Below are 22,015 nucleotides of genomic sequence, written 5' to 3' on the forward strand. Positions count from 1 at the left end.
CCGGGCGCCTGGGGTTTTCGGGGCCGGCCCCGGGCCGGTCCCTGACGAGGACTACGCCCGGGGGAGTACGCCGTCCTGCGCCGGGCGGGGCAGGGTGCTCCCTGCGGGGTAGCCGAGGTGTCGCCGCGGAGGCGACGCGGTGCAGGGGTCCGGAAGGACACGATCGGTGCAGTTGAACGACGGCGAGCACCGAGGAGGGGCCATGAGTGAGCACAGACCCGGCGGAGTCCGGATCGGGGACAAGGAACGCGAGGACGCGGTCAAGCGGCTGGGCGAGCACTACGAGGCCGGCCGGCTGAGTACGGACGAACACACCGAACGCGTCGGTCAGGCCTTGCAGGCGAAGACGGCCGCCGACCTGGCGGCACTCTTCGCGGACCTGCCGGGTGGGCAGCAGGCGGGCAGCGCGACGGCAGGCGACGCAGCGGGCGAGCAGGCGTGGGCAGGTCCGTTCGGCTGGACCCGGCCGCCGTGGACGGCGCCGGAGTCGGGCGGTCCGGGAGTGGGCTCAACCGGTCCGGGATCGGCCGGTCCGGGATCGGCCGGTCCGGGGTCGGCCGGCTCCGGGGCGGGATGGCCCGGTGGGCCGGGGTGGGCGGCGCGTGGGTCGCGGGTGCCGGTGCCCTTGCTGATCGCCCTGGCGGCGGTCGCGGTGTTCGCGGCGGTCGGGTGTGTGGTGCTCGGCGGGCATCCGCCGGTGCTGCCGGTGCTGCTGATCGTGGCCGCGGTCGTGTTCGTGACGAAGCGGCGTCAGGGGCAGCGGGCATGAGGACGGCGTACCGGGCGCTCGCCTCGGCCATCGCGCTGGCGGTGGTGCTCCAGGTCGCGTCGATCGCGCTGGCCGGGTTCACCATCGCCGGCGACGCGCAGGACGGCGCGGCGATCGGCGCCGACTACACGAACCTCGGCCAGAGCTTCCACAGCACCGCCGGCATCGCGATCGGCCTGGTGGCGCTGATCTTCCTGATCGTGTCGTTCCTGACCGACGTGCCGCGCGGCCGGATGCTGGCCGGTGTCGTCGTCGGCCTGGTGGTACTCCAGTTCGTGCTCGCGGTGGCCTCGTTCGGCCTGCCCGCACTCGGCGTCCTGCACGGCATCAACGGTCTCGCCATCGCCGGCGTCGCCGGAGCCGCCTCCCGCCGCGCGGTCGCACCCCGGATGGCGACCAGTGGCTGACGGCAACAACCTCGAGCAGCCCGCCGCCGGTGCGTCGGCCGACGGCGGGCAGGAGCGGCGGACCGGCCGGCTGCGCAACCGGCTGGTCGCCGTCGGGGTGGCGCTGGCGGTGCTCGTGCCGCTGGCCTACCTCTGGGCGACCAGCCTCGTCCCGGACGAGTACTCCGCGACCGGCATGGGGTTCGCCGACTACGGCGGCGGTCCGGGAGCGTCGTCGTCGGAGCACGACCACCACGGCGGGAAGAGCGTCGTCGACCTCACCGGTCCCCGCGCCGGTACCCCGGACGTCGCGCTGACCCTGACGGCGCGCGAGCAGCGGTTCACCTTGGCGACCGGGCAGTCCGTCGACGGCTACACCCTCAACGGCACGTCGCCCGGACCACTGATCCGCGCGGTCCAGGGCGATCTGGTCGAGGTCACGCTGGTCAACGAGTCCGTCGCCGACGGCGCGACCCTGCACTGGCACGGCATCGACGTCCCGAACGCCGAGGACGGGGTCGCGGGCGTCACCCAGGACGCCGTACCGGTGGGTGGCAAGCACGTCTACCGTTTCCGCGCGGAGCAGGCCGGTACGTACTGGTACCACTCCCACCAGGTCTCCAGCGAGCAGGTCCGCAACGGCCTGTTCGGCACCATCGTGATCAGCCCGCGGGCGGCGCCGGCCGGCCCCTCGGCGCAGGGCTCGCGCGGGACGGAGGACCGGGATCTCGTCGCCGCGATCCACACCTACGACGACCGCCGGACGATCAACGGCCGCACCGGTTCCTCCCGCGAGGACGTCGCGGCCGGGACGCGGCTGCGGGTGCGCATCGTCAACACCGACAACGCCCTCGTCCGCACGGGGCTGGTCGGGGCCCCGGTGAAGGTGCTCGCCGTCGACGGTCAGGATCTGAACGGGCCGACCCCGACCACCGACGCGTTCCCGCTCGCCGCCGGGGCCCGGGTCGACCTCGACGTCACGATCCCGCCCACCGGGGTACGTTTGGAGGCCGGCGGCGGCTCGCTCGCCCTGGCCCCGCCCGGCGTCGAGGCGCCGGCCGATCCTTTGCCATCGGCAACCGTGGATCTGCTGTCCTACGGTTCCCCGGCGCCGTTGGCGCTGGACCCGGCGAAGGCCGACCGCGCCTTCGAGTACCGGATCGGCCGCCGGCCCGGCTTCCTCGACGGTGTGCCGGGTCTGTGGTGGACGATCAACGGCCACAAGTTCCCCGACGTGCCGATGTACATGGTGACCGAAGGGGACGTGGTGACGATGACGATCTCCAACAGCAGCGGCCAGTCCCATCCGATGCACCTGCACGGCCACCACGCCGTCGTGCTGTCCCGCAACGGGGTGAAGTCGACCGGTACCCCGTGGTGGGTCGACACCCTGGAGGTCGGCGACAAGGAGACCTACGAGATCGCCTTCACCGCGGACAACCCCGGCCTGTGGATGGACCACTGCCACAACCTGCCGCACGCGTCAGAGGGGCTGATGACCCACCTCATGTACGAGGGCGTCAGTACGCCGTACGTCGTCGGCGGCTCGGCCGGCAACGAACCGGAGTAGCCGGCGGGTCGTCGGCGAGCACGTGGCCCCACGTCGCACGACCGTCCCGACAGGCGCGTTCCGGTCATCTGCGGTATCCCTGGAGTATGACCTGGCGCGACCGCCTCCGAGCCGCCACCGCCGTCCTGGCGCTGCTGGCGGGCGCCGTCGTGACTCCGATCGCCCTGGCCCGCCTGGACGACGACCTCCGCCTCATCCAGACCCAGCCGGTCCGCGAGGTCGAGGTCGTCACCGCGCTCCACGCCACCACCTGGCGCACCCAGCTGACGACGGTGATGGTCCGCCACCCCGAGACCCAGGTCCCCACCGCCCTGGAGGGCGCCGGCAAGCTCCCCGGCCTGCCGGGCCCCGGCAGCTACATCTCCGTGGTCGTCGACCCCGCCGACCGCACCCGCCTCCTCCCGACGGCGGCCGACTGGGCACCCAGCTGGTACGACTACGCCATCCTGTCCATCGCCGCGGCCCTGCCTGCGGTAGCCCTCGCAGCCCTCGTACTCATCACCATGAGCCGCCCCCGTCACGAGGTCTAAACCCGCCCACCCTCTTTCCGGGGATAACCCGCCAATTTGTGGGTTATCCGACCGCATGCGAGGGGGTGAACCCACAAGTTGGGAGGTTATCCCTTGAAATGGTGTGGGGAGAGGTGCTGTTGCGGGGTGGGGAGGTGGTAGGCGGCGAGACGTTCGCAGGCGGCGTCGATGGCGGCCTTCTGGGACTCGTACTGGCCGTACCAGAGCGGGGCTTCCGGTACGGGGTCGACCGGGTCGTCGATGTCGGCGTACCAGGTGGTGCCGGTGCGGAAAATCCTGGCGTGCAGGTGCAGCTCGGTCCCGTTCATCGCGCTTGTCTCCTGGCTGAGAGTCGTGCGTTGCCCACTTCCCATGATGTGACCGGGAGTGAGCGGCGCCGGCAGCGACACGCGGGGTGTTACCGGACCAGGACGGTCAGCCGCTGGGCGGTGTTGTTGGCGAAGCCGCCACGGTTCCACGGGGCCTCGACGGGCTGGACCCGGCCGGACCTGTCGTGGGCGCGGCAGGTGAGCACGTGCTCGCCGGGAGTGGCGGTCCAGGAGTAGGTGAAGGAGCGCCAGGCGAGGTCATCGTTGCTTGGGGCATCGAGTTCGGCGTCGTACCAGGTGACGCCGGCGTCGGTGCTCACCTCGACGCGGTCGACCGGGGCCCAGCCGGACCACGTCCGGCCCTGCAGCACGATCTCGCCGGCGGTGACGAAGCGGTGCCGGCTCATGAAGTCCGGGTGCCCGGGCGGGATCATCAGGGCCCGGGGCTCGATCCGCGTGACCGGGGTGCCGGGCTCGTCGGCCTCGGTCCGGATCCGGTACGCGACGGCGTTCTGGTAGCCGGTGAACTCGTGGTCGATCAGCTCGATCGACCGTAGCCACTTCACGCTGGCCATGCCGTACCAGCCGGGGACCACCAGCCGCAGCGGGTACCCGTGCTGGGGCGGCAGCGGCAGCCCGTTCATCTCCCAGGCGACGATCGCGCCCGACTCCAGCGCCTCGGTGACGGAGAGCCCGCGCTGGTAGTCCTGCTCGACGCCGCGCTCGATGCCGTGGTCGGCGCCGGTGAACACGACGTCGACCGCGTCCGCCCGGACGCCGGCCGCGGCGAGCAGGTCGGCCAGCGGGACCCCGGTCCACTCCGCGGTGCCGACGGCTTCCATCAGCCAGGGCTGGCTGATCGGCCGGGGCTGCAGGCTCGCGCGCCCGTTGCCGGCGCACTCCAGCGTCACCCGCACGGTCTGCCGGCCCATCGCCCGCAGCTCGGTCAGACCGAAGGAGATCGGTTGCTCGACACAACCGTCAACGGTGAGACGCCAGTTGCCGGCGGTGGTCATCGGAATGTCGTAGTGCACGAGCACGTAGTGCAGCCCGGGCGGCGTCAGGTCGTAGCGCAGCGCCTCCAGCGGCATCCCGTGGTTGCGGGCCGCCAGGTGCAGCTCGTCGGTGGTGATGCCCTCACCGGTGTCCGCCAGCCGAGCCTTCGGACTGAATCTGTCGATCGACATCGCCGTTCCCCCCTTCACCAGACCCCCACCCTAGTCAGCGGGGCGGGATCAGAGCCACCCGTCAGATGTCGGGGGCCTCCGAGCGCGGCGTGCGGGTGATCGCGATCGACGCGGCGACCACGCAGACCATGCCGGCCAGCTGGACGGCGGCCAGGCGCTGGTGCAGGACCAGGAAGCCGGCGGTCGCGGCGACGGCCGGTTCCAGGCTCATCAGGATGCCGAACACGGCCGGCCGCATCGTGCGCAGGGCCAGCGTCTCGAGCGAGTACGGCAGGACCGACGAGAGCATCGCGATCGCGAAGCCGGCGAGCAGCACGTGCCCGTGCAGGAGCTCGGCCGCGCCGGCCGTCGCGAAGCCGGCCGGGACGGTGAGCGCGGTGGCGACGACCATCGACAGCGCGAGGCCGTCGAGCTGGGCGAACCGGCGCCCGGTCTCGGCGCTCAGCAGGATGTAGCCGGCCCAGAGCAGGCCCGCCAGCGCGGCGAAGCCGACGCCCAGCCAGTCGACGGCCGACAGTTCGTGCCCGTTGACCAGGACGACGCCGAGCCCGGCCGCGGCGACCGCGATCAGGTCGCGCCGGCGGCGGGACATCGCGGCGGCGAGACCGAGCGGGCCGATGAACTCGATCGTCACCGCGACGCCGAGCGGCAGACGTTCCAGCGAGAGGTAGAACGACAGGTTCATCAGGCCGAGCACGGTGCCGAAGGCAAGAACCGCGAGCAGGTCCCGGCGGGTCCGCTTCCGCAGGCTCGGGCGGGCGATCAGCAGCAGGACCGGCACGGCCAGCGCGAGCCGCAGCGACACGGTGCCCGCGGCCCCGATCCGGTCGATCAGGTTCGACGCCAGCGCGCCGCCGAACTGGACGGACACCACCCCACCCAGCACCATCGCCGTCGGCGGCATCCGGAACGTTCGCACGGCCCGATCACATCACGTCCGGTCGGGGCCGCCGGTCCAGGGCCAAGAGGCGGACCTGCGGCACTCACCAACCCGGCCGGCGAGGGCACGGCCAGGCGGGATAGGTGGTCTTCGGGCGGTGCCGCCGGGGTTGGTGAGTGCTGCAGGTCCGCCTTGACGTCAGTCGCCGCGGAGGGTGTGCAGGCCCTGCCAGAGCAGGTCCTGGAGAGTGCGGGCGGTCTTCTCGGCCGACGGCGGGTTCGTGCTGCGGGTGCGCCAGATCGCCAGCCGTTCGGTGGCGCCGGAGATCGTCTGGGCGATGACCTGGATCTCCTGCTCGTCGGTCTCCCGGTCGGCCGGCAGGTTGAGCCGGACCATGGTCGCGATCAGCTCGACGAAGTCGGCGCGCACCTCGTCGGCCGCCTGCGCCGCGGGACCGGCCGCCAGCATGCCCTCGTCGACGATCACCGACCAGGCTCGCGGGTGCTCGTCCAGGAACCGGAACCAGGCCACCAGCCCGGCGTACATGGCGTCCTCGGCGTCCGGGGCGGCCAGCACGGCCTCCGACACGGCGTCGAGCAGTTGCGCGCGCAGGCGGGACAGGCAAGCGAGGAACAGGCCGTCCTTCGAACCGTAGTACTGGTAGATCAGCGGTTTGGAGACGCCGACCTCGGCCGCGATCTCGTCCATCGAGGTGCCCTGGTAGCCGCGGTCGCCGAAGATCCGCTCGGCCGCGTCCAGGATCTCCCGCTCCCGCGCGGCCCGGTCCCGCCGCCGCTTCACCGGTCCGCCGTCCGTGGTGGTCGTCACCTTGCACAGCTTAACTGACTCACAGTAACTTACTTGGAGTAAGTTCTTCCGAGCGGCAGGAGGACGGGATGACGACGCAGCACCACCGCATCGTGGTGATCGGCACCGGGTTCGCCGGGATCGGCATGGCGGCCCGGCTCAAGCAGGCCGGCTACGACGACTTCGTGGTGCTGGAGCGCGCCGCGGAGGTGGGCGGCACCTGGCGGGACAACACCTATCCGGGCTGCCGGTGCGACGTGCCCTCGCACCTGTACTCGTTCTCCTTCGCGCCCAACCCGGACTGGTCGAGCACGTTCTCCCCGCAGCCCGAGATCGAGGCGTACCTGCAGCAAGTCACCGATCGCTTCGGCGTGCGCCCGCACATCCGCTTCGGCCACACCGTCGAGTCCGCGCACTGGGTCGACGGCCACTGGCTGATCCACACCGACCAGGGCGACTTCACCGCCGGGATCCTGCTGTCCGGGATGGGACCGCTGGCCGAACCGGCGGACCCGAAGCTGCCCGGGATCGAGTCGTTCGAGGGAGAGGTGTTTCACTCGGCGCAGTGGAACCACGACCTGGACCTCGCCGGCCGCAAGGTCGCGGTGATCGGGACGGGTGCGTCGGCGATCCAGTTCGTACCGGCGATCCAGCCGGAGGTGGAGGAGCTGCACCTGTTCCAGCGGACGCCGCCGTGGGTGCTGCCGCGACCGGACCGCCGGATCAGCCGGCTGGAGAAGGCCGTGTACCGGCGGTTCCCGCTGGCGCAGAAGGCAGTGCGGACCGGTATCTACTGGGCTCGCGAGTCGATGGTGCTCGGGTTCGCCAAGCTGCCGGGCATCATGACGCAGGCGCAGAAGGTCGCCGAGAAGCACCTCGAGCGGCAGATCCGGGACCCCGAGCTGCGGGCCGAGCTCACCCCTGACTTCACCCTCGGCTGCAAGCGGGTGCTGATCTCCGACGACTACTACCCGGCCGTCGCGCAGCCCAACGTCGAGGTGGTCACCGACGCGATCGCCGAGGTGACGCGGACCGGCATCCTCACCGCCGACGGGGTGAAGCACGAGGTCGACACGATCATCTACGGCACCGGCTTCCGGGTCACCGACCTGCCGGTGATGGACATGGTGCACGGCCGTGAGGGCCGCAGCCTGCGCGAGGCCTGGGCCGACGGCATGGAAGCCCACCTGGGCACCGCGGTCGCCGGCTTCCCGAACTTCTTCCTGCTGATCGGGCCGAACACCGGCCTCGGGCACAGCTCGATGGTGTTCATGATCGAGTCGCAGATCGCCTACATCCTGGACGCGCTGCGGACGATGGACGCTGAGGGGCTGCGGGAGGTCGAGGTGCGGCCGGAGGTGCAGCGCGCGTTCGTGGACCGGGTCCGGTCGTCGATGCGCAACACGGTCTGGACCCGCGGCGGCTGCACCAGCTGGTACCTCGACGCGCAGGGCCGCAACACCACGCTCTGGCCCTCGTTCACGTTCCGGTTCCGGCAGCTGACCAGGCACTTCGACCGGAGAGAGTACCGGGTGGGCTGACCACTCGCTATGTGACATCGATCGTGTTACATTCAATCGGTCGGATAGCTGAGGGGAAGGACCGCGGCTGATGATCCCGTTGCACGGCATCGGCGGGCGCGGGGATCTGCCGGTCCCGCTCTGGCTCGCGGTCTACTCGGCGGCCGCCGCCGTCGCGATCTCCTTCTTCGCGCTCGCGGCCTTCTGGTCGCAGCCGCGGTTCGAACGCAGCGCCGGTACGCCGCTGGTCGTGCTGACCCGCTGCGTGGATGCCCGGGCGACCCGGTGGGTGCTCAAGGCCATCGGTCTGCTGGCGCTGGCTCTGTTGCTGGGTGCCGCCTGGTTCGGCAACGACTCGCCCGCGCTCAACCCGGCGCCGACCTGGCTCTACGTCTGGATCTGGGTCGGCATCATCCCGATCTCCCTGCTGTTCGGACCGGTCTGGCGACTGGTCAATCCGCTGCGCACGCTGTCCGCCCTGGCCCGGCGTACGGCGTACCGGCGGCTTCCGGACCGGGTCTCCTACTGGCCTGCGGTGGCCGGGCTGTTCGCGTTCCTCTGGCTGGAGCTGGCGTACCCCGAGGGGTCCGATCCGCGGGTGGTGGCCCTCTTCGTCACCGCGTACGCCGTCCTGAACGTTGCTGCAGGCATCATCTTCGGCCCGCGCTGGTTCCGGGTCGGCGACAGCTTCGAGGTGTACGCCGAGCTGCTCGCGAAGCTGAGTCCGATCGGTCGAGGCACGGGCGGTCGGCTGGTCCTGCGCAATCCGTTGGCCGGCTTGGCGACGATGCCGCAGGAGCCGGGCCTGGTCGGCCTGCTCTGCCTGCTGCTCGGATCCACCGCCTTCGACGGGATCTCCCGCTGGTCCGCGTGGACCGGCCCGACCGGGCAGCTCGGTGCCGCGCAGCACATCGCGGCGCACACCGGCGGCCTGCTGGCGACGGTCGCGATCGTGGCGCTGCTCTTCCTCGGCGCGACCCGGGCAACCGGATCGCCCCAGGTCAGGCCCGGTGCCGTCGGCCACGCCGGTCTGCCGGGCGCGTTCGCGCACTCGCTGGTCCCGATCGCGATCGGGTACGCCGTGGCGCACTACTTCTCGTCCGCGATGTTCCAGGGCCAGGCCGGCGTGCTGCTGGCGACCGATCCGTTCGGCCGCGGCTGGGACCTGCTCGGCGTCGGCGCTACGCGGATCGACTACGGGTTCCTCGGTACCGGCCTGATCGCCGGCGTGCAGCTCGGCGCGATCGTGCTCGGGCACGTTCTCGGTGTGGTGTCGGCGCACGACCGGGCGACCGGGCTGTTCCGGCGCCGGCAGCTGCGGCGGGCGCAGTATCCGTTGCTGGCGGCAATGGTGGCCTTCACCGCGGGCGGTATCGCGCTGGTGACCGCGTCATGACGGCCCTGCTGGTTACCTTGCACCTGGGTGGTGTCCCGGAGGCCGCGATGGTGCTCGGGCCTGTGCTGCTGATCGCCGCCTTCCTCCGGATCGCCAGGCGCAACGACGCGGTGACCGTGGACGAGGAGGACTGGGACGCGAATCTCGGCGACTTCGGTGATGGGGACGCCAACGATCCTGGTCAGGCAGGTCAGCGCACGGACAGCCGGGTCCGATCACGCTGACGTGTCGGAACCGCGGCGTCAGCGCACCTTCACCGTGGCGGCCGGGCCCCGGGTGACGTTGCGGCCGTCGGTCGCCTCGACCCGGTAGCTGACCGTCTGCCCGCTGCGCACGCCGGTGTCGGTGAAGGTCGCCACCGTCGGCCGCACCCACGGGTACGCGTTGCGGCTCCAGCTGCGGACCTTCGTGGTGCCGCGGTACAGCGTGTAGGTCAGGCTGATGTTGTCGGCGTCGAACACCGCCGGGAAGCTGACCGTCGTCCGGCCGGCGACCGTGCTGGTCACCTTCGGTGCCCTCGGCGCGGCCGGCCGGGCGCCGCCGGCGACGTCGGTGAACCGGGTGAGGCCCTGCTGCGGCACGCCGTTCACCCGCAGGAAGTCGCCGCCCACCCACAGGTCGTTGCCGCCGGAGGTGACCGCCAGCGGCCCGACCCAGGTGTTGTCGCCCGCGTCGGTGGTCGGGAACCACGGCCCGAACTTGCCGTTCGCGACGTTCTGCACCAGCAGGTGGTGGGTGCCGGTGCCGTCGCCGAACGAGCCGTCCTGGCGGCAGTCGTGCGCGTGCGACCCCTTGTAGAGCCAGCTCCCGATCGCCTTGATCGCCTCGGTGGCACCCAGGCACTTGCTCTGCCACAACAACTTGCCGGTTTTCGTGTCGGCGGCCAGGATGCCGTCGTAGCAGCCGCTGCCGCTGCCCGCGTTGGCGACGAACACCCGGTGCCCGAGGGTGTCGATGTCCTTGACCCGGCTCTCGCACTCGGTCGGTGCCGGGATGGCCGCGGCGGCCGGCATCGGGTAGGCGTTGCCGTTCGTGGTGTTCAGCATCGCCAAGGAGTGCCGTGCGGTGCCTTTCAGGGTGGTGAAGCCGCCGCCGACGAAGACCCGGGTGCCGTCGTCGGACAGGTCGATCGCGTGCACGTCGGCGTCGGCGTTCGGGTTCCAGGGCAGCAGGGCGCCGGTGGTCAGCGTCACCGCGGCGAGCCGGTTGCGCGTCACGCCGTCCACCTGGCTGAACGAGCCGCCCAGGTAGACGGTGTTGCCCCAGATGGCCAGGGCCGAGACCCGGTAGCTGACGGCCGGGTCCCAGCCGGTGACGAGCTTGTTGGTGGCGACGCTGAACATCGCGACGTGCTGACGGGCGACACCGTCGACCCTGGTGAAGTCACCGCCGATCACGACGTACTTGCCGTCCGGACTGGTGGCGATGCTCCACACCGGGCCGTTCAGCCGCGGCGCCCAGGTGCTGGCGGCGCCGGTGCTGCGGCTGAACGACGCGACGTAGCTGCGCACGGCCTCGCCTTCGCCGGCCGGGTTCCCGCCCGGCCGGACCCGGGTGAACAGGCCGCCGGCGTAGACCGCGTTGCCGGCGGTCGCGAGCGCGTTCACGCTCGCGTCGGTCTGCCAGGTGGGCTGGGCGACCGCCGACACGGCCGACCCGAAGCCGCGCGTGGCCGCCTCCACGGGCGCGCCCTGCGGGATCAGCGCGGCGGCGATCACACCGGCGGCCGTGACCGTGGCCAGAACAAGCTTTTTCATCAACGTCCTCAGGCAGGAACACTGCTGTCACTATGTGCGACAACAGAGTAACTGTCCGCTCAATCTGAGGTGGAGCCAGGTCACTTCAGCGTGATGCTCGCCCAGACCTTGTGGTGGTCCGAGGTCGAGGTCGGCACCACCTGCGCCCAGTCGGCAGTGAAGGTCGCCGCGCGCAGGAAGGTGTAGTCGATCGTTCGGCCGCCGTCGGCGGTCGCGGGCCCGGACCGCTGGCAGCAGCCGTTGCCCTCGGTGTGGATGCCGTCCGCGCCGCCGCCGTACGCGGGCCGGTACATCGCATCCAGGGCGTCCTCGGTGGGCTCGGTGTTGAAGTCACCGGCCACGAAGGCGGCCCGGTCGGCGGCGGCGTAGTCGGCCATGATCGCGGCCACCCGCTTGATCTGGACGCCGCGGGTGCCGTCGCCGTGGAAGTCGATGTGCGTCGAGCAGGCGAGCACCGGCTGCCCGGCCAGCAGGGCGCAGACCATCTTGCGCGGTTCGTGGTTGTTCGGGTTCGGCAGGTCCCAGACCCGGTACCACTCCCGGTCGCCCTTGTGCACCAGCGCGATCCCGTACGCCGACCCGTCGTCGCAGCGATGCGCGGTCGGCACGTGCACAACGTGGTAGCCGGCGTCGCTCAGGCGGTTGCGGATCCGGATGGCCTGGCCGGCGCAGACCTCCTGCAGGGTAGCGGTGCGCGGGCGGGTCGGCCGGTCGAGGATCGCTTGCGCGACGTGGTCGGCGACCCCGAGGGTGCCGTGGTTGCACTTGTTGCCACACATGTTGAAGTTCAGGTTGAGGAACGTGTACGGCGCGGCGACGGCCGCGGCCACGGGGGCGGTGGCGGCAGCGGGGACGGTGGCGGTGGCGGGGACGGTGGCGGTGGCGGGGACGGTGGCGGTGGCGGTCGAGGGCACGGTGACGGTCGCCAGTGCGGCCGTGCCGGCCGCGAACGCGGTGAACAGACGTCTGATCATGGGGCTCAGCTCCTTGGGCGGTGGAGAATGCTGACTCGCCACAAGTAGAACCGCATCCGGGGGCCACCGGACCCGTCCCGGTCAGCCGGTGGAAGAGAATTCATCCGGGGGAAGGCCGAGCTCCTCGTAGGCGGCGGTCTCGATCTCGCGGCCCATCGACTCGCGGAAGGCCGCGACCAGGGCCTGGCCGGCCAGCGGGATGATGTTCTCCAGGGTGCGCTGGATCTCGGGCCAGCCCTCGGCGGGCAGGCCGGCGTCGGCGAACTGCCGCCAGACGGTGTTGCGGAACAGTTCCACGTAGATCTTCGCCACCTGGTCGGCCTGCTCGAACAGCTTGGGCAGCATCTCGAAGATCGCGTCCAGCGGAACGCCGAGCTTGATCACCTCCAGGCCGGTGCGCAGCAGGTCCGGGTTCGGGATCCGCAGCCGGCCGTCGTCGACGCGTTCGGCGATGCCGAGCTCGATCAGCTTCGCGATCGTCGCCGGGTCGTGCGGGATGCCGGCCCGGTCGGCGAGCTGCTGCTCGGTGATCACCTCGGGCTCGGCCGGGGTCCACGGGCTGACCAGCGTCTCGAAGACGCCGAGCGCGAGCGCGCCGTCCGGCAGTTCGCTCATCATCCGCTCCACCGCGGACAGGGTGTACCCCTTGCCGAGCAGCTCGCGGACCAAGGTCAGCCGGGCCACGTGGTCCGGGCCGTAGTACCCGGTGCGCCCGACCAGCCGCGGCGGCGGGATCAGCCCGCGTCCGGCGTACGCACGGACGTTGCGAACGGTCATGCCCACCTTCGCGGCGAGCTGGTCGACCGTGTACTCCTCAGAGGCCGGCTCGGCCGGCGGTTGTCCTCCCACCCTTGACAGTCTTCCAGACGCCACGTTACATAGCAGATGTAACATCTCGCATGGCGCATACCTGCTGTTCTGTTTCGCCCACCTGGCCCGCCCCGATAGCCGAGGAGACCCCATGACCGTCCCGCTGGCGGCCTCGACCGGAACCGCGTCGTTCGACCAGATCGCCATCGTCAGCGGGCTGGTCGCACTGTTGTACGTCGCACTCGCCGTGCTGCTGTGGCGGGAACGCACCGGCCGGGTCACGCTGGTAGGGCGCCTCGCGGACACCATCGGGAGACTGGACGGAGTCCCCCGATGGGCTGCGCTGACGCCGTACCTGCACGCCGTCTCGCTGCTGTCCTGCGCGTTCGGAGTCTGGTGGGACATCGCGGTGCACATCGACAAGGGTCGTGACACCGGGCCGTTCGGCACCCCGGCGCACTACCCGATCTTCTTCGGCATTCTCGGCGTGATCGTCGCCGGGGTGCTGCCGATCGCACTCGCCCGCAAGCCGCTGCCGGCCCGGACGATCAAGCTGACCACGGGCTGGCGAATCCCCTGCAGCGCTGCGCTGGTCACCTTCTGCGGCACCTTCGCGCTGGTCGGCTTCCCGCTCGACGACGTCTGGCACCGGTTGTTCGGCGAGGACGTCACGCTCTGGGGCCCGACCCACCTGCTGATGATCGGCGGCGTGGTGCTGTCGATCTTCGCCCGGCTGCTGGCCTCCGCCGAGGTCGAGCAACTGGTCGGCACGAACAAGCGCCGCCGGTTCCACGACGTCGTCGCGGTCGGCGCGCTGCTGATCGCCTGGGACCTGTTCAGCACCGAGTTCAACTACGGCGTGCCGCAGTTCCCGTTGATCCTGCAGCCGATCCTGATCGTGTTCGGCTCCGCGCTCGCCTTCACCCTGATCCGGTCCCGGATGGGCCGCGGCAGCACCTTCGCCGCACTGGCGGTCTACCTGGTCATCCGCGGCGGCATCGCCTGGGCGGTCGACCAGCCGCTCGGCGAGATCCTGGGCCACTTCCCGCTGCTGATGGTGGAGGCAGTTCTGGTCGAGCTGACAGCTCTTGCCTTGGGCACCCAAAACCGCTTCCGGCTGGGAGCCGTCGCGGGCGTGCTGATCGGCACGGTCGGGGTGCTCGCCGAGTACGGCTGGAGCCAGGTCTGGATGCCGATCCGCTGGCCGTCCACGCTGCTGCCGTCCGCACTCGGCTTCGGTGTTGTCGCCGGGATCGGGGCCGGCCTGGTCGGTGCCTGGCTGGCGACCCGCTTCGCCGAGGTCGCGGGCGAGGTCCGCCCGGCGCCGCCGGTACGCCGTACGCACCAGCTCGGAGCCGTCGGCCTGGTCGCGGTGCTCGGAGTCGTCTTCTTCTGCGTCCCGCGCTCGGCCGAGCCCGGTGTCACCGCGACCATCGGCCTCGAGCGGGTCGCGAACGGCGCCGAGCCGACGGCGTACGTCACGGTGAAGCTCGACCCGGTCGACGCTGCCGTGGGGGCCCGCTGGTTCGAGGCGATGGCCTGGCAGGGTGGTGGCTTCGAGACGCACCCGCTGCAGAAGATTGCTGACGGCACCTATCGTTCGATCGACCCGCTGCCGCTGTACGGCAAGTGGAAGTCGATGATCCGGCTGCACCAGGGACAGCGAGACCTGGTGTCGGCCTGGGTGTACGCGCCGGAGGACGCGGCGATCCAGAAGCCGGCCATCCAGGTGTCGGACGGTCAGGTGGTCGAGTTCGTCTCCGAGCAGCTGGTCCTGCGCCGCGAGGAGCGGACCGACGTACCGCGCTGGATGTGGAACGGCGGCTACGCCCTGCTGGCGGTGGTCGGGGCGCTGGAGATCCTGGGGATCGCCTGGCTGGTCGGGCGCGGTGCGCGCGGTGGTCGGATGCGGGCCGCGCATCTGCTCGAGCAGGACGCCAAGCGGGAGAAGGAGATCGCATGATCGAGTCGGGGCCGAAGCGACGGGTGGACGCATGACCGGCCGGGGCGGGTTCGTCCGGCGCAAGGCGGCCTGGGACCTGGCCGGGAGGCGGGCACTGGTCACCGGCGCCGCGGGAGCGTTCGGGTCGGCGACGGTCGAGGCCCTGCGCGGCCGGGGTGCGACGGTGCTCGGCCTGGACCTGCAGAAGAGCGACGACGTCATCGAGTGCGACCTCACCCAGCCGGACGCGATCCCGGCCGCCGTCGGCGAGGCGGTCGAGCGGCTCGGTGGGCTCGACCTGCTGATCAACAACGCGGGCATCGGCGTACCGGCGCCGGCCGGGGACGCGCCGGACGCCACCGCGCGGAAGGTGATCGAGGTCAACCTGTTCGCCGGCTGGGGTGTGACCGCGGCCGCGCTGCCGGCGCTGCGAGCGGCGAACGGCCGGGTGATCTTCGTGTCCTCCGGACTCGCCTACGTGACGCTGCCACTGGCCGCGTCGTACCTGGTGTCGAAGCGGGCGATCGACACGTACGCCGACGCGCTGCGGATCGAGAACGCCCGGCATCTGGACGTCAGCGTGATCTATCCCGGCTACGTGCCCACGCCGATCCATGACGCGTCGCTGGCCAAGGGCGTGGACCTCGGGCTGTTCCTGCCGGCGGAGACCGTCGGTCAGGTGGTGAGCACGATCATCGACGTCGCCGCCGCCCGGAGGCCGCCGCGCAACCGGGCGTCGACCCGCACCACCGGGCTCGGTGTCGCCATGGCCCGGCACCTGCCGTCGCTGGCCGACCGCGTGGTCCGGTTGCGAACCAACCAGCAACGACGCAAGGGTGGACTGGGCGAGCTGACCGAACGACTGGGGAAGATATGACGATGCAGGCCGAGCGGGCCGGGGTGACCACGACCGACGGCGTCCGGCTGCACGTGGAAACGACCGGTTCGGCCGATGCGCCGGTGACCGTGGTGCTGGGGCACGGCTGGACGTGCTCGACGCGCAGCTGGCACCACCAGCTCGAAGGGCTGCCGGCTGTGCTCGGACCGGACGCCGTACGCGTCGTGGCGTACGACCATCGTGGGCACGGGCGCTCCGGCGCGGCGCCGACCGGCACCACGCGGATCGAGCAGCTCGCCGAGGACCTGGTCACGGTGCTGGACGAGCTGGTGCCGTCGGGACCGGTCGTGTACGCCGGGCACTCGATGGGCGGGATGACGCTGATGGCGCTCGCGGACCAGCGCCCGGACCTGTTCGGCGAGCGGATCACCGGTGCCGTGCTGGTGAGCACCTCGTCGGGGCAGATCACCTCCCGCGCGTTCGGGCTGCCCGCGCGGCTGGACGGCGCAGCGGCGGTCGTCGCTCCCCGGGCGGTGAACCTGGCCGGCGCCCGGCTCGAGCGTCGCGAGCTCCGGCGTACGGGCCGGGGTGCGGAGTACGGCGTACGGGCTGCGCGGAACGAGGCTGCACAGGACGCCGCCGAGCAGGCGGCTGAGCAGGCCGCGATCCGGGCCCGGCTCGCGGTGTGGCGGCAGGTGGCCGGCACCCGGGTACGACGTCCGGCCGTGAAGCGATTCGTGTTCGGCAAGAAGGTCGACCCGGCCGAGGTGGACATCCTGCTGGCGGACCTGGACGCGCTGCCGGGCCGGTCGTTCAGCGGGTTCTTCGAGGCGATCACCCGGCACGACCTCGAGCACGCGCTGGAGGTGCTCGGCACGATCCCGGTCGAGGTCATGCACGGCACCCGCGACCGCCTGCTGCCCCCACGGCACGGCAACCGGCTGGCCGAGCTCATCCCGTCGGCCCGGCTGTGGATGTACCCGGGCGCCGGGCACATGCTGATGCAGGAACGCCCCCGCGACGTCACCCACCGCCTCGCTTCCCTCGCCCGCAAGGCCACCGCCTGAGCCCGCTGCCGGTCCTCTAGGTTGGACAGGTGCAGAACCTTCTCTCCGACGTCGTGGTCGTCGACCTGACCCGAGCGTTGTCCGGGCCGCAGGCGGCGATGATGCTGGGCGATCTCGGGGCGCGGGTGATCAAGGTTGAGACCCCGGCCGGCGGGGACGACAGCCGGGGGTGGGGGCCGCCGTTCGTGGGCCCGGCGGACGGCCGCGAGTCGACGTACTTCCTCGCCGCGAACCGGAACAAGGAGTCGGTGACGGCGGACCTGAAGTCGGCCGAGGGCAAGGAGTTCCTGACCCAACTGGTCCGCAAGGCCGACGTGCTGATCGAGAACTTCCGGCCCGGCGTGCTCGACCGGCTCGGATTCCCGGTGCAGCGGCTGCACGAGCTCAATCCGGGGCTGGTGATCTTGTCGATCACCGGGTTCGGCCACGACGGTCCGGAGGGCGGCCGCGCCGGGTACGACCAGATCGCGCAGGGCGAGGGCGGGCTGATGAGCATCACCGGCGCCACCGAGCCGACCAAGACCGGCATGCCGATCGCGGATCTGCTGGCCGGCATGTACGGCGCCTACGGTGCGCTCGCCGCCTTGCACGAACGGGCGGTCACCGGCCGGGGCCGGGTGGTCCGGACCAGCCTGCTGGCGTCCGTGGTCGGGGTGCACGCGTTCCACGGGACGAAGTGGACCGTCGCGCGCGAACTGCCCGAGCGGGTCGGCAACCACCACGCGCAGATCGCGCCGTACGGGATGTACCGGACGAAGGACGACAGCGTGCAGGTGGCAGTCGGCAGCGAGGGGCAGTGGCGGACGTTCGCCCCGATCGTCGGGCTCGACCCCGACGACGTCCGGTTCGCCACGAACGCCGAGCGGGTGGCGCACCGCGACGAGCTGACCGCGGCCATCGAGCAGGCGTTCGCCGCCGAGCCGGCCGACGGGTGGCTGCGGCGGCTCGCGGAGGCCGGCATTCCGGCGGGCAAGGTGCGCGACTTCCAGCAGGTCTACGAGTGGGAGCAGACGCTGTCGCAGGGCCTGCTGGTGGAGGTCGACCACCCGACGCTCGGCCGCATCCAGCTTCCTGGTCCGCCGCTGCGGTTCGACGACAACCCGTACGCCGGGGCGCGCGAGACCAATCTGCCGCCGCCGCGACTCGGGGAGCACAACGAGTCCGTGCGCGCCTGGCTCGCCGAGGACTGAACGCGCAGCACTCGGCAAGCACGCCTGTCGGCGGTTCGCCGGGTGTACCGCCGCCTGCGGTGTGGCGGGGGAGAATCGTGCGCGCTCGTTGGTGAGTGGTGCACGTTCATGGTGGCGTGGGCAAGGCGCTGCGGCGATCGGTGTGCACGACGCCCGCTGGGGCCGCTGTCCGGTATCGATTGCAGGCTGCCGGGTGGTGAGGGGTTGACGCGTCGCGGAGCTCAGGTCTAGCGTCCGGAAAATCGATTACTCACCTGATCGCGGAGGTGTCATGGCCGAGCCCGCCCTGGTCCGGATGTCCGGGATCGGCAAGCGGTACGGCGGCGTCCAGGCCTGCCGGGAGGTCGACTTCACCCTCGGCGCCGGCGAGGTGCACGCGCTGCTGGGTGAGAACGGCGCCGGCAAGAGCACGCTGATGAAGATCCTGTCCGGCGACGTCGGCGGGTACGACGGGCGGATCGAGATCGACGGCGAGCCGGTGACCTTCGGGGGACCGACCGACGCGCAGGCGGCCGGGATCGCGATGATCCACCAGGAGCTCGACCTGGTGCCCGCGCTGTCGGTCGCCGACAACATCTTTCTCGGCCGCGAGCTGCGGACCCGCTGGCGCGCGGCCGACCGCCGCCGGATGGACCGGGAGGCCCGCGCCCTGCTCGAGCGCAGCGGCGTACGGCTGGATCCGCGCCGCCCGGTCGGCGAGCTGCGGGTCGGCGAGCAGCAACTGGTCACCATCGCCAAGGCGATCTCGCTCGACGCCCGGGTGCTGATCATGGACGAGCCCACCTCGGCGCTCACCACCTCCGAGGTCGAACGCCTCTTCGCCGTGATCCGCGAACTGCGCCGGGCCGGCGTCGGCATCGTCTACATCAGCCACCGGATGGAGGAGATCGCCCGGGTCGCCGACCGGGCGACCGTGCTGCGCAACGGCCAGGTGGTCACCAGCTTCGACCCGCGCGAGCTGAGCACCGCCGAGGTCGTCGAGGCGATGGTCGGCCGCCCGGTGCAGACCATGTTCAGCACACCGGACGCACCCACCGGCGACGAGCTGCTCCAGGTCGAGAACCTGATCGTGAAGCCGCGCCGCCCACGCCCCGGCCGCCGCGACCCCGACGGCATCTCGCTGACCGTGCGGTCCGGTGAGATCGTCGGGCTGTGCGGCCTGCTCGGCGCGGGCCGGACCGAACTGCTGGAGACCCTGTACGGCGTGGCGCCGGCCGGCGCGCGATCGGGCCGGATCCTGCTGCAGGGACAGGAGATCCGGCCGCGCAGTCCGCGGCACGCGCTGGCGCAGGGCATCGGTTTCGTGCCGGAGGACCGGCGGGTGTCCGGGCTGGTGCTGTTCCACTCGATCCTGGCCAACACGGTGGTGTCCAGCCTGCCGGCGTACGGGCGGCTCGGGGTGATCGCGCGGCGGATGGAACGGGCCGCATCGGTGCGGATGGCCGACCGGCTGCGGCTGAAGTTCGGCCGGCTGCAGGACGACGTCGGCACGCTGTCGGGCGGCAACCAGCAGAAGGTCGTGTTCGGCCGGATGCTGCTGACCGAGCCGAAGCTGCTGCTGCTGGACGAGCCGACCCGCGGTGTCGACATCGGCGCGAAGGCGGAGATCTACCGGCTGCTCGGCGAGCTGGCCGGCCAGGGCCTCGGTGTGCTGCTGGCGTCGTCGGAGCTGCCGGAGCTCACGGGGGTGTGCGACCGGGTGGTCGTTCTGCGGGACGGGCGCGACGTCGCGTCGTACCGGACCGCGGAGGCCGGGGAGAGCGACCTGCTGGCGGCCGCGATGGGCGACCGGGCGGAGTTCAAGGACGAGATCGTGTTCGACGAGGTCGGAGGGGCGTTGTGACCGACGTACAAGACAAGCCGGCGGTGGCCGCGACGCCGGTCGAGAAGGCATTCGGCGGCGGCGTGGTGGCGACGCTGTTCCGGTTCCAGAGCGTCTTCGGGCTGCTCGCCGTGTTCGTCGCCGCGATCATCTTCTCGCCCAGGCGCAACGGCGAGATCCTGTTCCTCAGCGCGGACAACCTGGCCAACGTGGTCCGGGCCGTCTCCGAGATCGGCATCATCGCGGTCGGCATGACGTTCGTGATCCTGATCGGCGGCATCGACCTGTCGGTCGGCGCGGTGCTCGGGCTGGCCGCGGTCGGCTCGGCCGTGCTGATGGTGGAGAGCGACTGGGGTTTCGTGCCGTCGGTGCTGCTGGTGCTGGCGATCGGGCTGGTCTTCGGCGCGCTGCAGGGCATGGCGACCGCGATGATCGGGATCCAGTCGTTCATCGTCACGCTCGCCGGGTTGCAGATAGCCCGCGGCCTGGCCCGGATCTGGTCCGACGGGCAGGGCGTGGCGATCGCGTACGGCGACGGGCCGAACGAGGCGCCGTCGTCGTTCGCTCTGCTGGGTGAACGGACCTTCGGCGGCCTGGTGCCGATCCCGGTGCTGATCTTCGCCGTGGTGGCGATCGCGGCCGTGGTGTTCCTGCGGATCAGCGCCTTCTCCCGGCACCTGTACGCCGTCGGCGGCAACGAGAAGGCCGCGCGGCTGTCCGGCGTCCCGGTGGTCCGGGTGAAGATCGCGGTCTTCGCGATCTGCGGACTGCTGGCCGCGCTGGCCGGCATCGTGCACGCGGTCCAGCTGAACCAGGGCAGCCCGAACGACGGCATCGGCTACGAGCTCGACGCGATCGCCGCGGTGGTGATCGGCGGCACCAGCCTGGCCGGCGGCCGCGGCTCGGTGGCCGGCACGGTGGCCGGCGCGCTGCTGCTCGGCGTACTGAACAACATTCTTGCCCTGAACAACATCGACTCCAACATCCAGCTGCTGATCAAGGGTCTGGTGATCGTCGCGGCGGCCGCGCTGCAACGGCTCCGGCCCGCCTCGTGAGGAAGGTCCACCCCTGATGAACAAGCACACGATGTCCCTGGCCGCCACGGCCGTCGCCGCCCTGGTCCTCGCGGGCTGCGGTACCACCAGTGAGCGTACCTCGGACGAGCCGCAGGCGCAGAACTCCAAGCAGTGCAAGGGGGCCGACGGCAAGTACGTGATCGGGATGAGCCAGGCGAACGTGGCCGAGCCCTACCGGCAGCGGATGGACGACGACATCAAAGCGGCGGCCGCCGAGGTGCCGCAGTTCGAGGTGAAGTTCGCCGACGCCGCGCAGGACAACGCCAAGCAGGTCGCCGACGTGGAGAACTACATCACCCAGCAGATCGACCTGCTGATCATCAGCCCGAACGAGGCCAAGCCGCTGACCGCGGTGGTGAAGAAGGCCTACGACCAGGGCATCCCGGTGCTGGTGCTGGACCGCAAGGTCGAGGGTGACGCCTACACCGGCTTCATCGGCGGCGACAACGTGCAGATCGGCACCGAGGCGGGCAAGTACGTCGCCGAGAAGGTGCTGCCGAACGGCGGCAACGTCGTGGAGATCAAGGGCCTGGCCGGCGCCACTCCGCAGGCCGAACGCAACCAGGGCTTCGCGACCGGCATCAAGGCCAACCCGAAGGTCAAGGTGGTCGCCACCGCGAGCGGCGACTGGCTGCGGGAGAAGGGCCAGGCGCAGATGGACGCGCTGCTCAAGGCGAACCCGAAGATCGACGTGGTGTACGCGCACAACGACCCGATGGCCGAGGGCGCGTACCTGGCGGCGAAGGCGGTCGGCCGGGAGAAGGAGATGAAGTTCATCGGCATCGACGCGCTGCCGATCCCGTCCGGCGGCATCAAGGCGGTCGAGCAGGGCCGGCTGACCGCGACCTTCACCTACCCGACCAACGGCAAGGAGGCGATCGCGGCAGCGAAGAAGCTCCTGGTCGACTGCGGCACGATCGAAAAGACCCAGACCCTGCCCACCCGCCTGATCGACAAGACGAACGCCGCCCAGATCTACGCCCAGGAGAACCCGACGGGCTGACGGGGATCCAGCGACTGCCTGGCGAGCCTGGCCGAGCTTGCTCGCCACCTGCCCCCGAGCACGCGAGCAAGCTCGCGGGAGCGAAGCGCGCTTCGCCAACCACAGCTGAAAGCAATCTGCGGGCAGCGGACCTCCCTCGCCACAGTTGCGAGCTTGCTCGCGTGCCCAGCCATCGGCCGACGG

The 22,015-nt window shown here is 71.3% G+C and carries 21 protein-coding genes; 14 read left to right on the plus strand and 7 right to left on the minus strand.

The genetic code is table 11. The features are described 5' to 3' along the window. Nucleotides 1–202: 202 nt before the first annotated feature. The 4 genes from KFLA_RS08665 to KFLA_RS08680 all read left to right on the plus strand — a co-directional run bounded on the left by KFLA_RS08665 (nucleotide 203) and on the right by KFLA_RS08680 (nucleotide 3,255). Nucleotides 203–769: a DUF1707 SHOCT-like domain-containing protein gene (locus KFLA_RS08665; protein WP_012919407.1), complete on the plus strand. Its 567-nt coding sequence runs from the start codon at nucleotides 203–205 to the stop codon at nucleotides 767–769. Further along, entirely contained in the window at nucleotides 766–1,176 is a 411-nt protein-coding gene (locus tag KFLA_RS08670) for a hypothetical protein (protein WP_012919408.1), read from the plus strand. The genes KFLA_RS08665 and KFLA_RS08670 overlap by 4 nt, the downstream gene beginning before the upstream one ends. After that, nucleotides 1,169–2,725: a multicopper oxidase family protein gene (locus KFLA_RS08675; RefSeq protein WP_012919409.1), complete on the plus strand. Its 1,557-nt coding sequence runs from the start codon at nucleotides 1,169–1,171 to the stop codon at nucleotides 2,723–2,725. Before KFLA_RS08670 ends, KFLA_RS08675 begins: the two co-directional genes overlap by 8 nt. An 86-nt stretch (nucleotides 2,726–2,811) precedes the next feature. Further along, nucleotides 2,812–3,255: a hypothetical protein gene (locus tag KFLA_RS08680; protein ID WP_012919410.1), complete on the plus strand. Its 444-nt coding sequence runs from the start codon at nucleotides 2,812–2,814 to the stop codon at nucleotides 3,253–3,255. Nucleotides 3,256–3,341: 86 nt separating this feature from the next. On the opposite strand, the gene KFLA_RS08685 is transcribed toward KFLA_RS08680, so the two are convergent. The 4 genes from KFLA_RS08685 to KFLA_RS08700 all read right to left on the minus strand — a co-directional run bounded on the left by KFLA_RS08685 (nucleotide 3,342) and on the right by KFLA_RS08700 (nucleotide 6,458). Continuing rightward, a complete protein-coding gene (locus tag KFLA_RS08685; protein ID WP_012919411.1) occupies nucleotides 3,342–3,563 on the minus strand; it encodes a hypothetical protein in 222 nt (73 codons plus the stop codon). A gap of 89 nt (nucleotides 3,564–3,652) precedes the next feature. Further along, on the minus strand, nucleotides 3,653–4,750 hold the full coding sequence (locus KFLA_RS08690) for a sulfite oxidase (RefSeq protein ID WP_012919412.1): 1,098 nt from the start codon (nucleotides 4,748–4,750) through the stop codon (nucleotides 3,653–3,655). A gap of 61 nt (nucleotides 4,751–4,811) precedes the next feature. Beyond that, a complete protein-coding gene (locus KFLA_RS08695; protein ID WP_012919413.1) occupies nucleotides 4,812–5,669 on the minus strand; it encodes an EamA family transporter in 858 nt (285 codons plus the stop codon). 159 nt (nucleotides 5,670–5,828) lie between these two features. Next, a complete protein-coding gene (locus KFLA_RS08700; protein ID WP_237706756.1) occupies nucleotides 5,829–6,458 on the minus strand; it encodes a TetR/AcrR family transcriptional regulator in 630 nt (209 codons plus the stop codon). Between the two features lie 68 nt (nucleotides 6,459–6,526). Between KFLA_RS08700 and KFLA_RS08705 the strand changes: the two genes are divergently transcribed. The 3 genes from KFLA_RS08705 (at nucleotide 6,527) to KFLA_RS08715 (ending at nucleotide 9,577) form a co-directional block, all read left to right on the plus strand. Next, entirely contained in the window at nucleotides 6,527–7,978 is a 1,452-nt protein-coding gene (locus tag KFLA_RS08705) for a flavin-containing monooxygenase (protein WP_012919415.1), read from the plus strand. 70 nt (nucleotides 7,979–8,048) lie between these two features. Beyond that, nucleotides 8,049–9,353, plus strand: coding sequence for a hypothetical protein (locus tag KFLA_RS08710; protein ID WP_012919416.1), 1,305 nt, complete (start codon nucleotides 8,049–8,051; stop codon nucleotides 9,351–9,353). Beyond that, nucleotides 9,350–9,577 (plus strand): hypothetical protein, encoded by a 228-nt coding sequence (locus KFLA_RS08715; protein WP_012919417.1) that lies wholly within the window; start codon nucleotides 9,350–9,352, stop codon nucleotides 9,575–9,577. The genes KFLA_RS08710 and KFLA_RS08715 overlap by 4 nt, the downstream gene beginning before the upstream one ends. A gap of 18 nt (nucleotides 9,578–9,595) precedes the next feature. Here the strand turns inward: KFLA_RS08715 and KFLA_RS08720 are convergent, their stop codons facing one another. From KFLA_RS08720 to KFLA_RS08730, 3 genes are all read right to left on the minus strand, one after another. Continuing rightward, the gene (locus KFLA_RS08720; RefSeq protein WP_012919418.1) at nucleotides 9,596–11,110 is read right to left on the minus strand and encodes a WD40 repeat domain-containing protein; all 1,515 of its coding nucleotides are present in this window, start codon (nucleotides 11,108–11,110) and stop codon (nucleotides 9,596–9,598) included. 80 nt (nucleotides 11,111–11,190) lie between these two features. Then, nucleotides 11,191–12,084, minus strand: a complete 894-nt coding sequence (locus KFLA_RS38080; RefSeq protein WP_012919419.1) for an endonuclease/exonuclease/phosphatase family protein — start codon at nucleotides 12,082–12,084, stop codon at nucleotides 11,191–11,193. An 81-nt stretch (nucleotides 12,085–12,165) separates the two neighbouring features. Then, nucleotides 12,166–12,933: a MerR family transcriptional regulator gene (locus KFLA_RS08730; RefSeq protein ID WP_012919420.1), complete on the minus strand. Its 768-nt coding sequence runs from the start codon at nucleotides 12,931–12,933 to the stop codon at nucleotides 12,166–12,168. Nucleotides 12,934–13,045: 112 nt separating this feature from the next. Here KFLA_RS08730 and KFLA_RS08735 point away from each other — a divergent pair, with 112 nt between their 5' ends. From KFLA_RS08735 to KFLA_RS08765, 7 genes are all read left to right on the plus strand, one after another. Then, entirely contained in the window at nucleotides 13,046–14,857 is a 1,812-nt protein-coding gene (locus tag KFLA_RS08735; protein WP_012919421.1) for a hypothetical protein, read from the plus strand. A gap of 31 nt (nucleotides 14,858–14,888) precedes the next feature. Further along, entirely contained in the window at nucleotides 14,889–15,713 is an 825-nt protein-coding gene (locus KFLA_RS08740; protein ID WP_012919422.1) for an SDR family NAD(P)-dependent oxidoreductase, read from the plus strand. A 2-nt stretch (nucleotides 15,714–15,715) separates the two neighbouring features. Next, a complete protein-coding gene (locus KFLA_RS35415) occupies nucleotides 15,716–16,741 on the plus strand; it encodes an alpha/beta fold hydrolase (protein WP_012919423.1) in 1,026 nt (341 codons plus the stop codon). 29 nt (nucleotides 16,742–16,770) lie between these two features. Further along, nucleotides 16,771–17,931, plus strand: a complete 1,161-nt coding sequence (locus KFLA_RS08750) for a CaiB/BaiF CoA transferase family protein (protein ID WP_012919424.1) — start codon at nucleotides 16,771–16,773, stop codon at nucleotides 17,929–17,931. 271 nt (nucleotides 17,932–18,202) lie between these two features. Continuing rightward, the gene (locus KFLA_RS08755; RefSeq protein ID WP_012919425.1) at nucleotides 18,203–19,774 is read left to right on the plus strand and encodes a sugar ABC transporter ATP-binding protein; all 1,572 of its coding nucleotides are present in this window, start codon (nucleotides 18,203–18,205) and stop codon (nucleotides 19,772–19,774) included. After that, nucleotides 19,771–20,808, plus strand: coding sequence for an ABC transporter permease (locus KFLA_RS08760; protein ID WP_012919426.1), 1,038 nt, complete (start codon nucleotides 19,771–19,773; stop codon nucleotides 20,806–20,808). The genes KFLA_RS08755 and KFLA_RS08760 overlap by 4 nt, the downstream gene beginning before the upstream one ends. 16 nt (nucleotides 20,809–20,824) lie before the next feature. Further along, the gene (locus KFLA_RS08765) at nucleotides 20,825–21,832 is read left to right on the plus strand and encodes a substrate-binding domain-containing protein (RefSeq protein ID WP_012919427.1); all 1,008 of its coding nucleotides are present in this window, start codon (nucleotides 20,825–20,827) and stop codon (nucleotides 21,830–21,832) included. Nucleotides 21,833–22,015 lie beyond the last annotated feature (183 nt).

Source organism: Kribbella flavida DSM 17836, assembly GCF_000024345.1.
Taxonomy (GTDB): Bacteria; Actinomycetota; Actinomycetes; order Propionibacteriales; family Kribbellaceae; genus Kribbella; species Kribbella flavida.

Bases quoted from the DNA above. Each gene is read 5' to 3' on its own strand.
- KFLA_RS08665 (WP_012919407.1), top strand. From the start codon at position 203: ATGAGTGAGCACAGACCCGGCGGAGTCCGGATCGGGGACAAGGAACGC.
- KFLA_RS08670 (WP_012919408.1), top strand. From the start codon at position 766: ATGAGGACGGCGTACCGGGCGCTCGCCTCGGCCATCGCGCTGGCGGTG.
- KFLA_RS08680 (WP_012919410.1), top strand. From the start codon at position 2,812: ATGACCTGGCGCGACCGCCTCCGAGCCGCCACCGCCGTCCTGGCGCTG.
- KFLA_RS08685 (WP_012919411.1), bottom strand. From the start codon at position 3,563: ATGAACGGGACCGAGCTGCACCTGCACGCCAGGATTTTCCGCACCGGC.
- KFLA_RS08690 (WP_012919412.1), bottom strand. From the start codon at position 4,750: ATGTCGATCGACAGATTCAGTCCGAAGGCTCGGCTGGCGGACACCGGT.
- KFLA_RS08705 (WP_012919415.1), top strand. From the start codon at position 6,527: ATGACGACGCAGCACCACCGCATCGTGGTGATCGGCACCGGGTTCGCC.
- KFLA_RS08710 (WP_012919416.1), top strand. From the start codon at position 8,049: ATGATCCCGTTGCACGGCATCGGCGGGCGCGGGGATCTGCCGGTCCCG.
- KFLA_RS08715 (WP_012919417.1), top strand. From the start codon at position 9,350: ATGACGGCCCTGCTGGTTACCTTGCACCTGGGTGGTGTCCCGGAGGCC.
- KFLA_RS08720 (WP_012919418.1), bottom strand. From the start codon at position 11,110: ATGAAAAAGCTTGTTCTGGCCACGGTCACGGCCGCCGGTGTGATCGCC.
- KFLA_RS38080 (WP_012919419.1), bottom strand. From the start codon at position 12,084: ATGATCAGACGTCTGTTCACCGCGTTCGCGGCCGGCACGGCCGCACTG.
- KFLA_RS08735 (WP_012919421.1), top strand. From the start codon at position 13,046: ATGACCGTCCCGCTGGCGGCCTCGACCGGAACCGCGTCGTTCGACCAG.
- KFLA_RS08740 (WP_012919422.1), top strand. From the start codon at position 14,889: ATGACCGGCCGGGGCGGGTTCGTCCGGCGCAAGGCGGCCTGGGACCTG.
- KFLA_RS35415 (WP_012919423.1), top strand. From the start codon at position 15,716: ATGCAGGCCGAGCGGGCCGGGGTGACCACGACCGACGGCGTCCGGCTG.
- KFLA_RS08755 (WP_012919425.1), top strand. From the start codon at position 18,203: ATGGCCGAGCCCGCCCTGGTCCGGATGTCCGGGATCGGCAAGCGGTAC.
- KFLA_RS08765 (WP_012919427.1), top strand. From the start codon at position 20,825: ATGAACAAGCACACGATGTCCCTGGCCGCCACGGCCGTCGCCGCCCTG.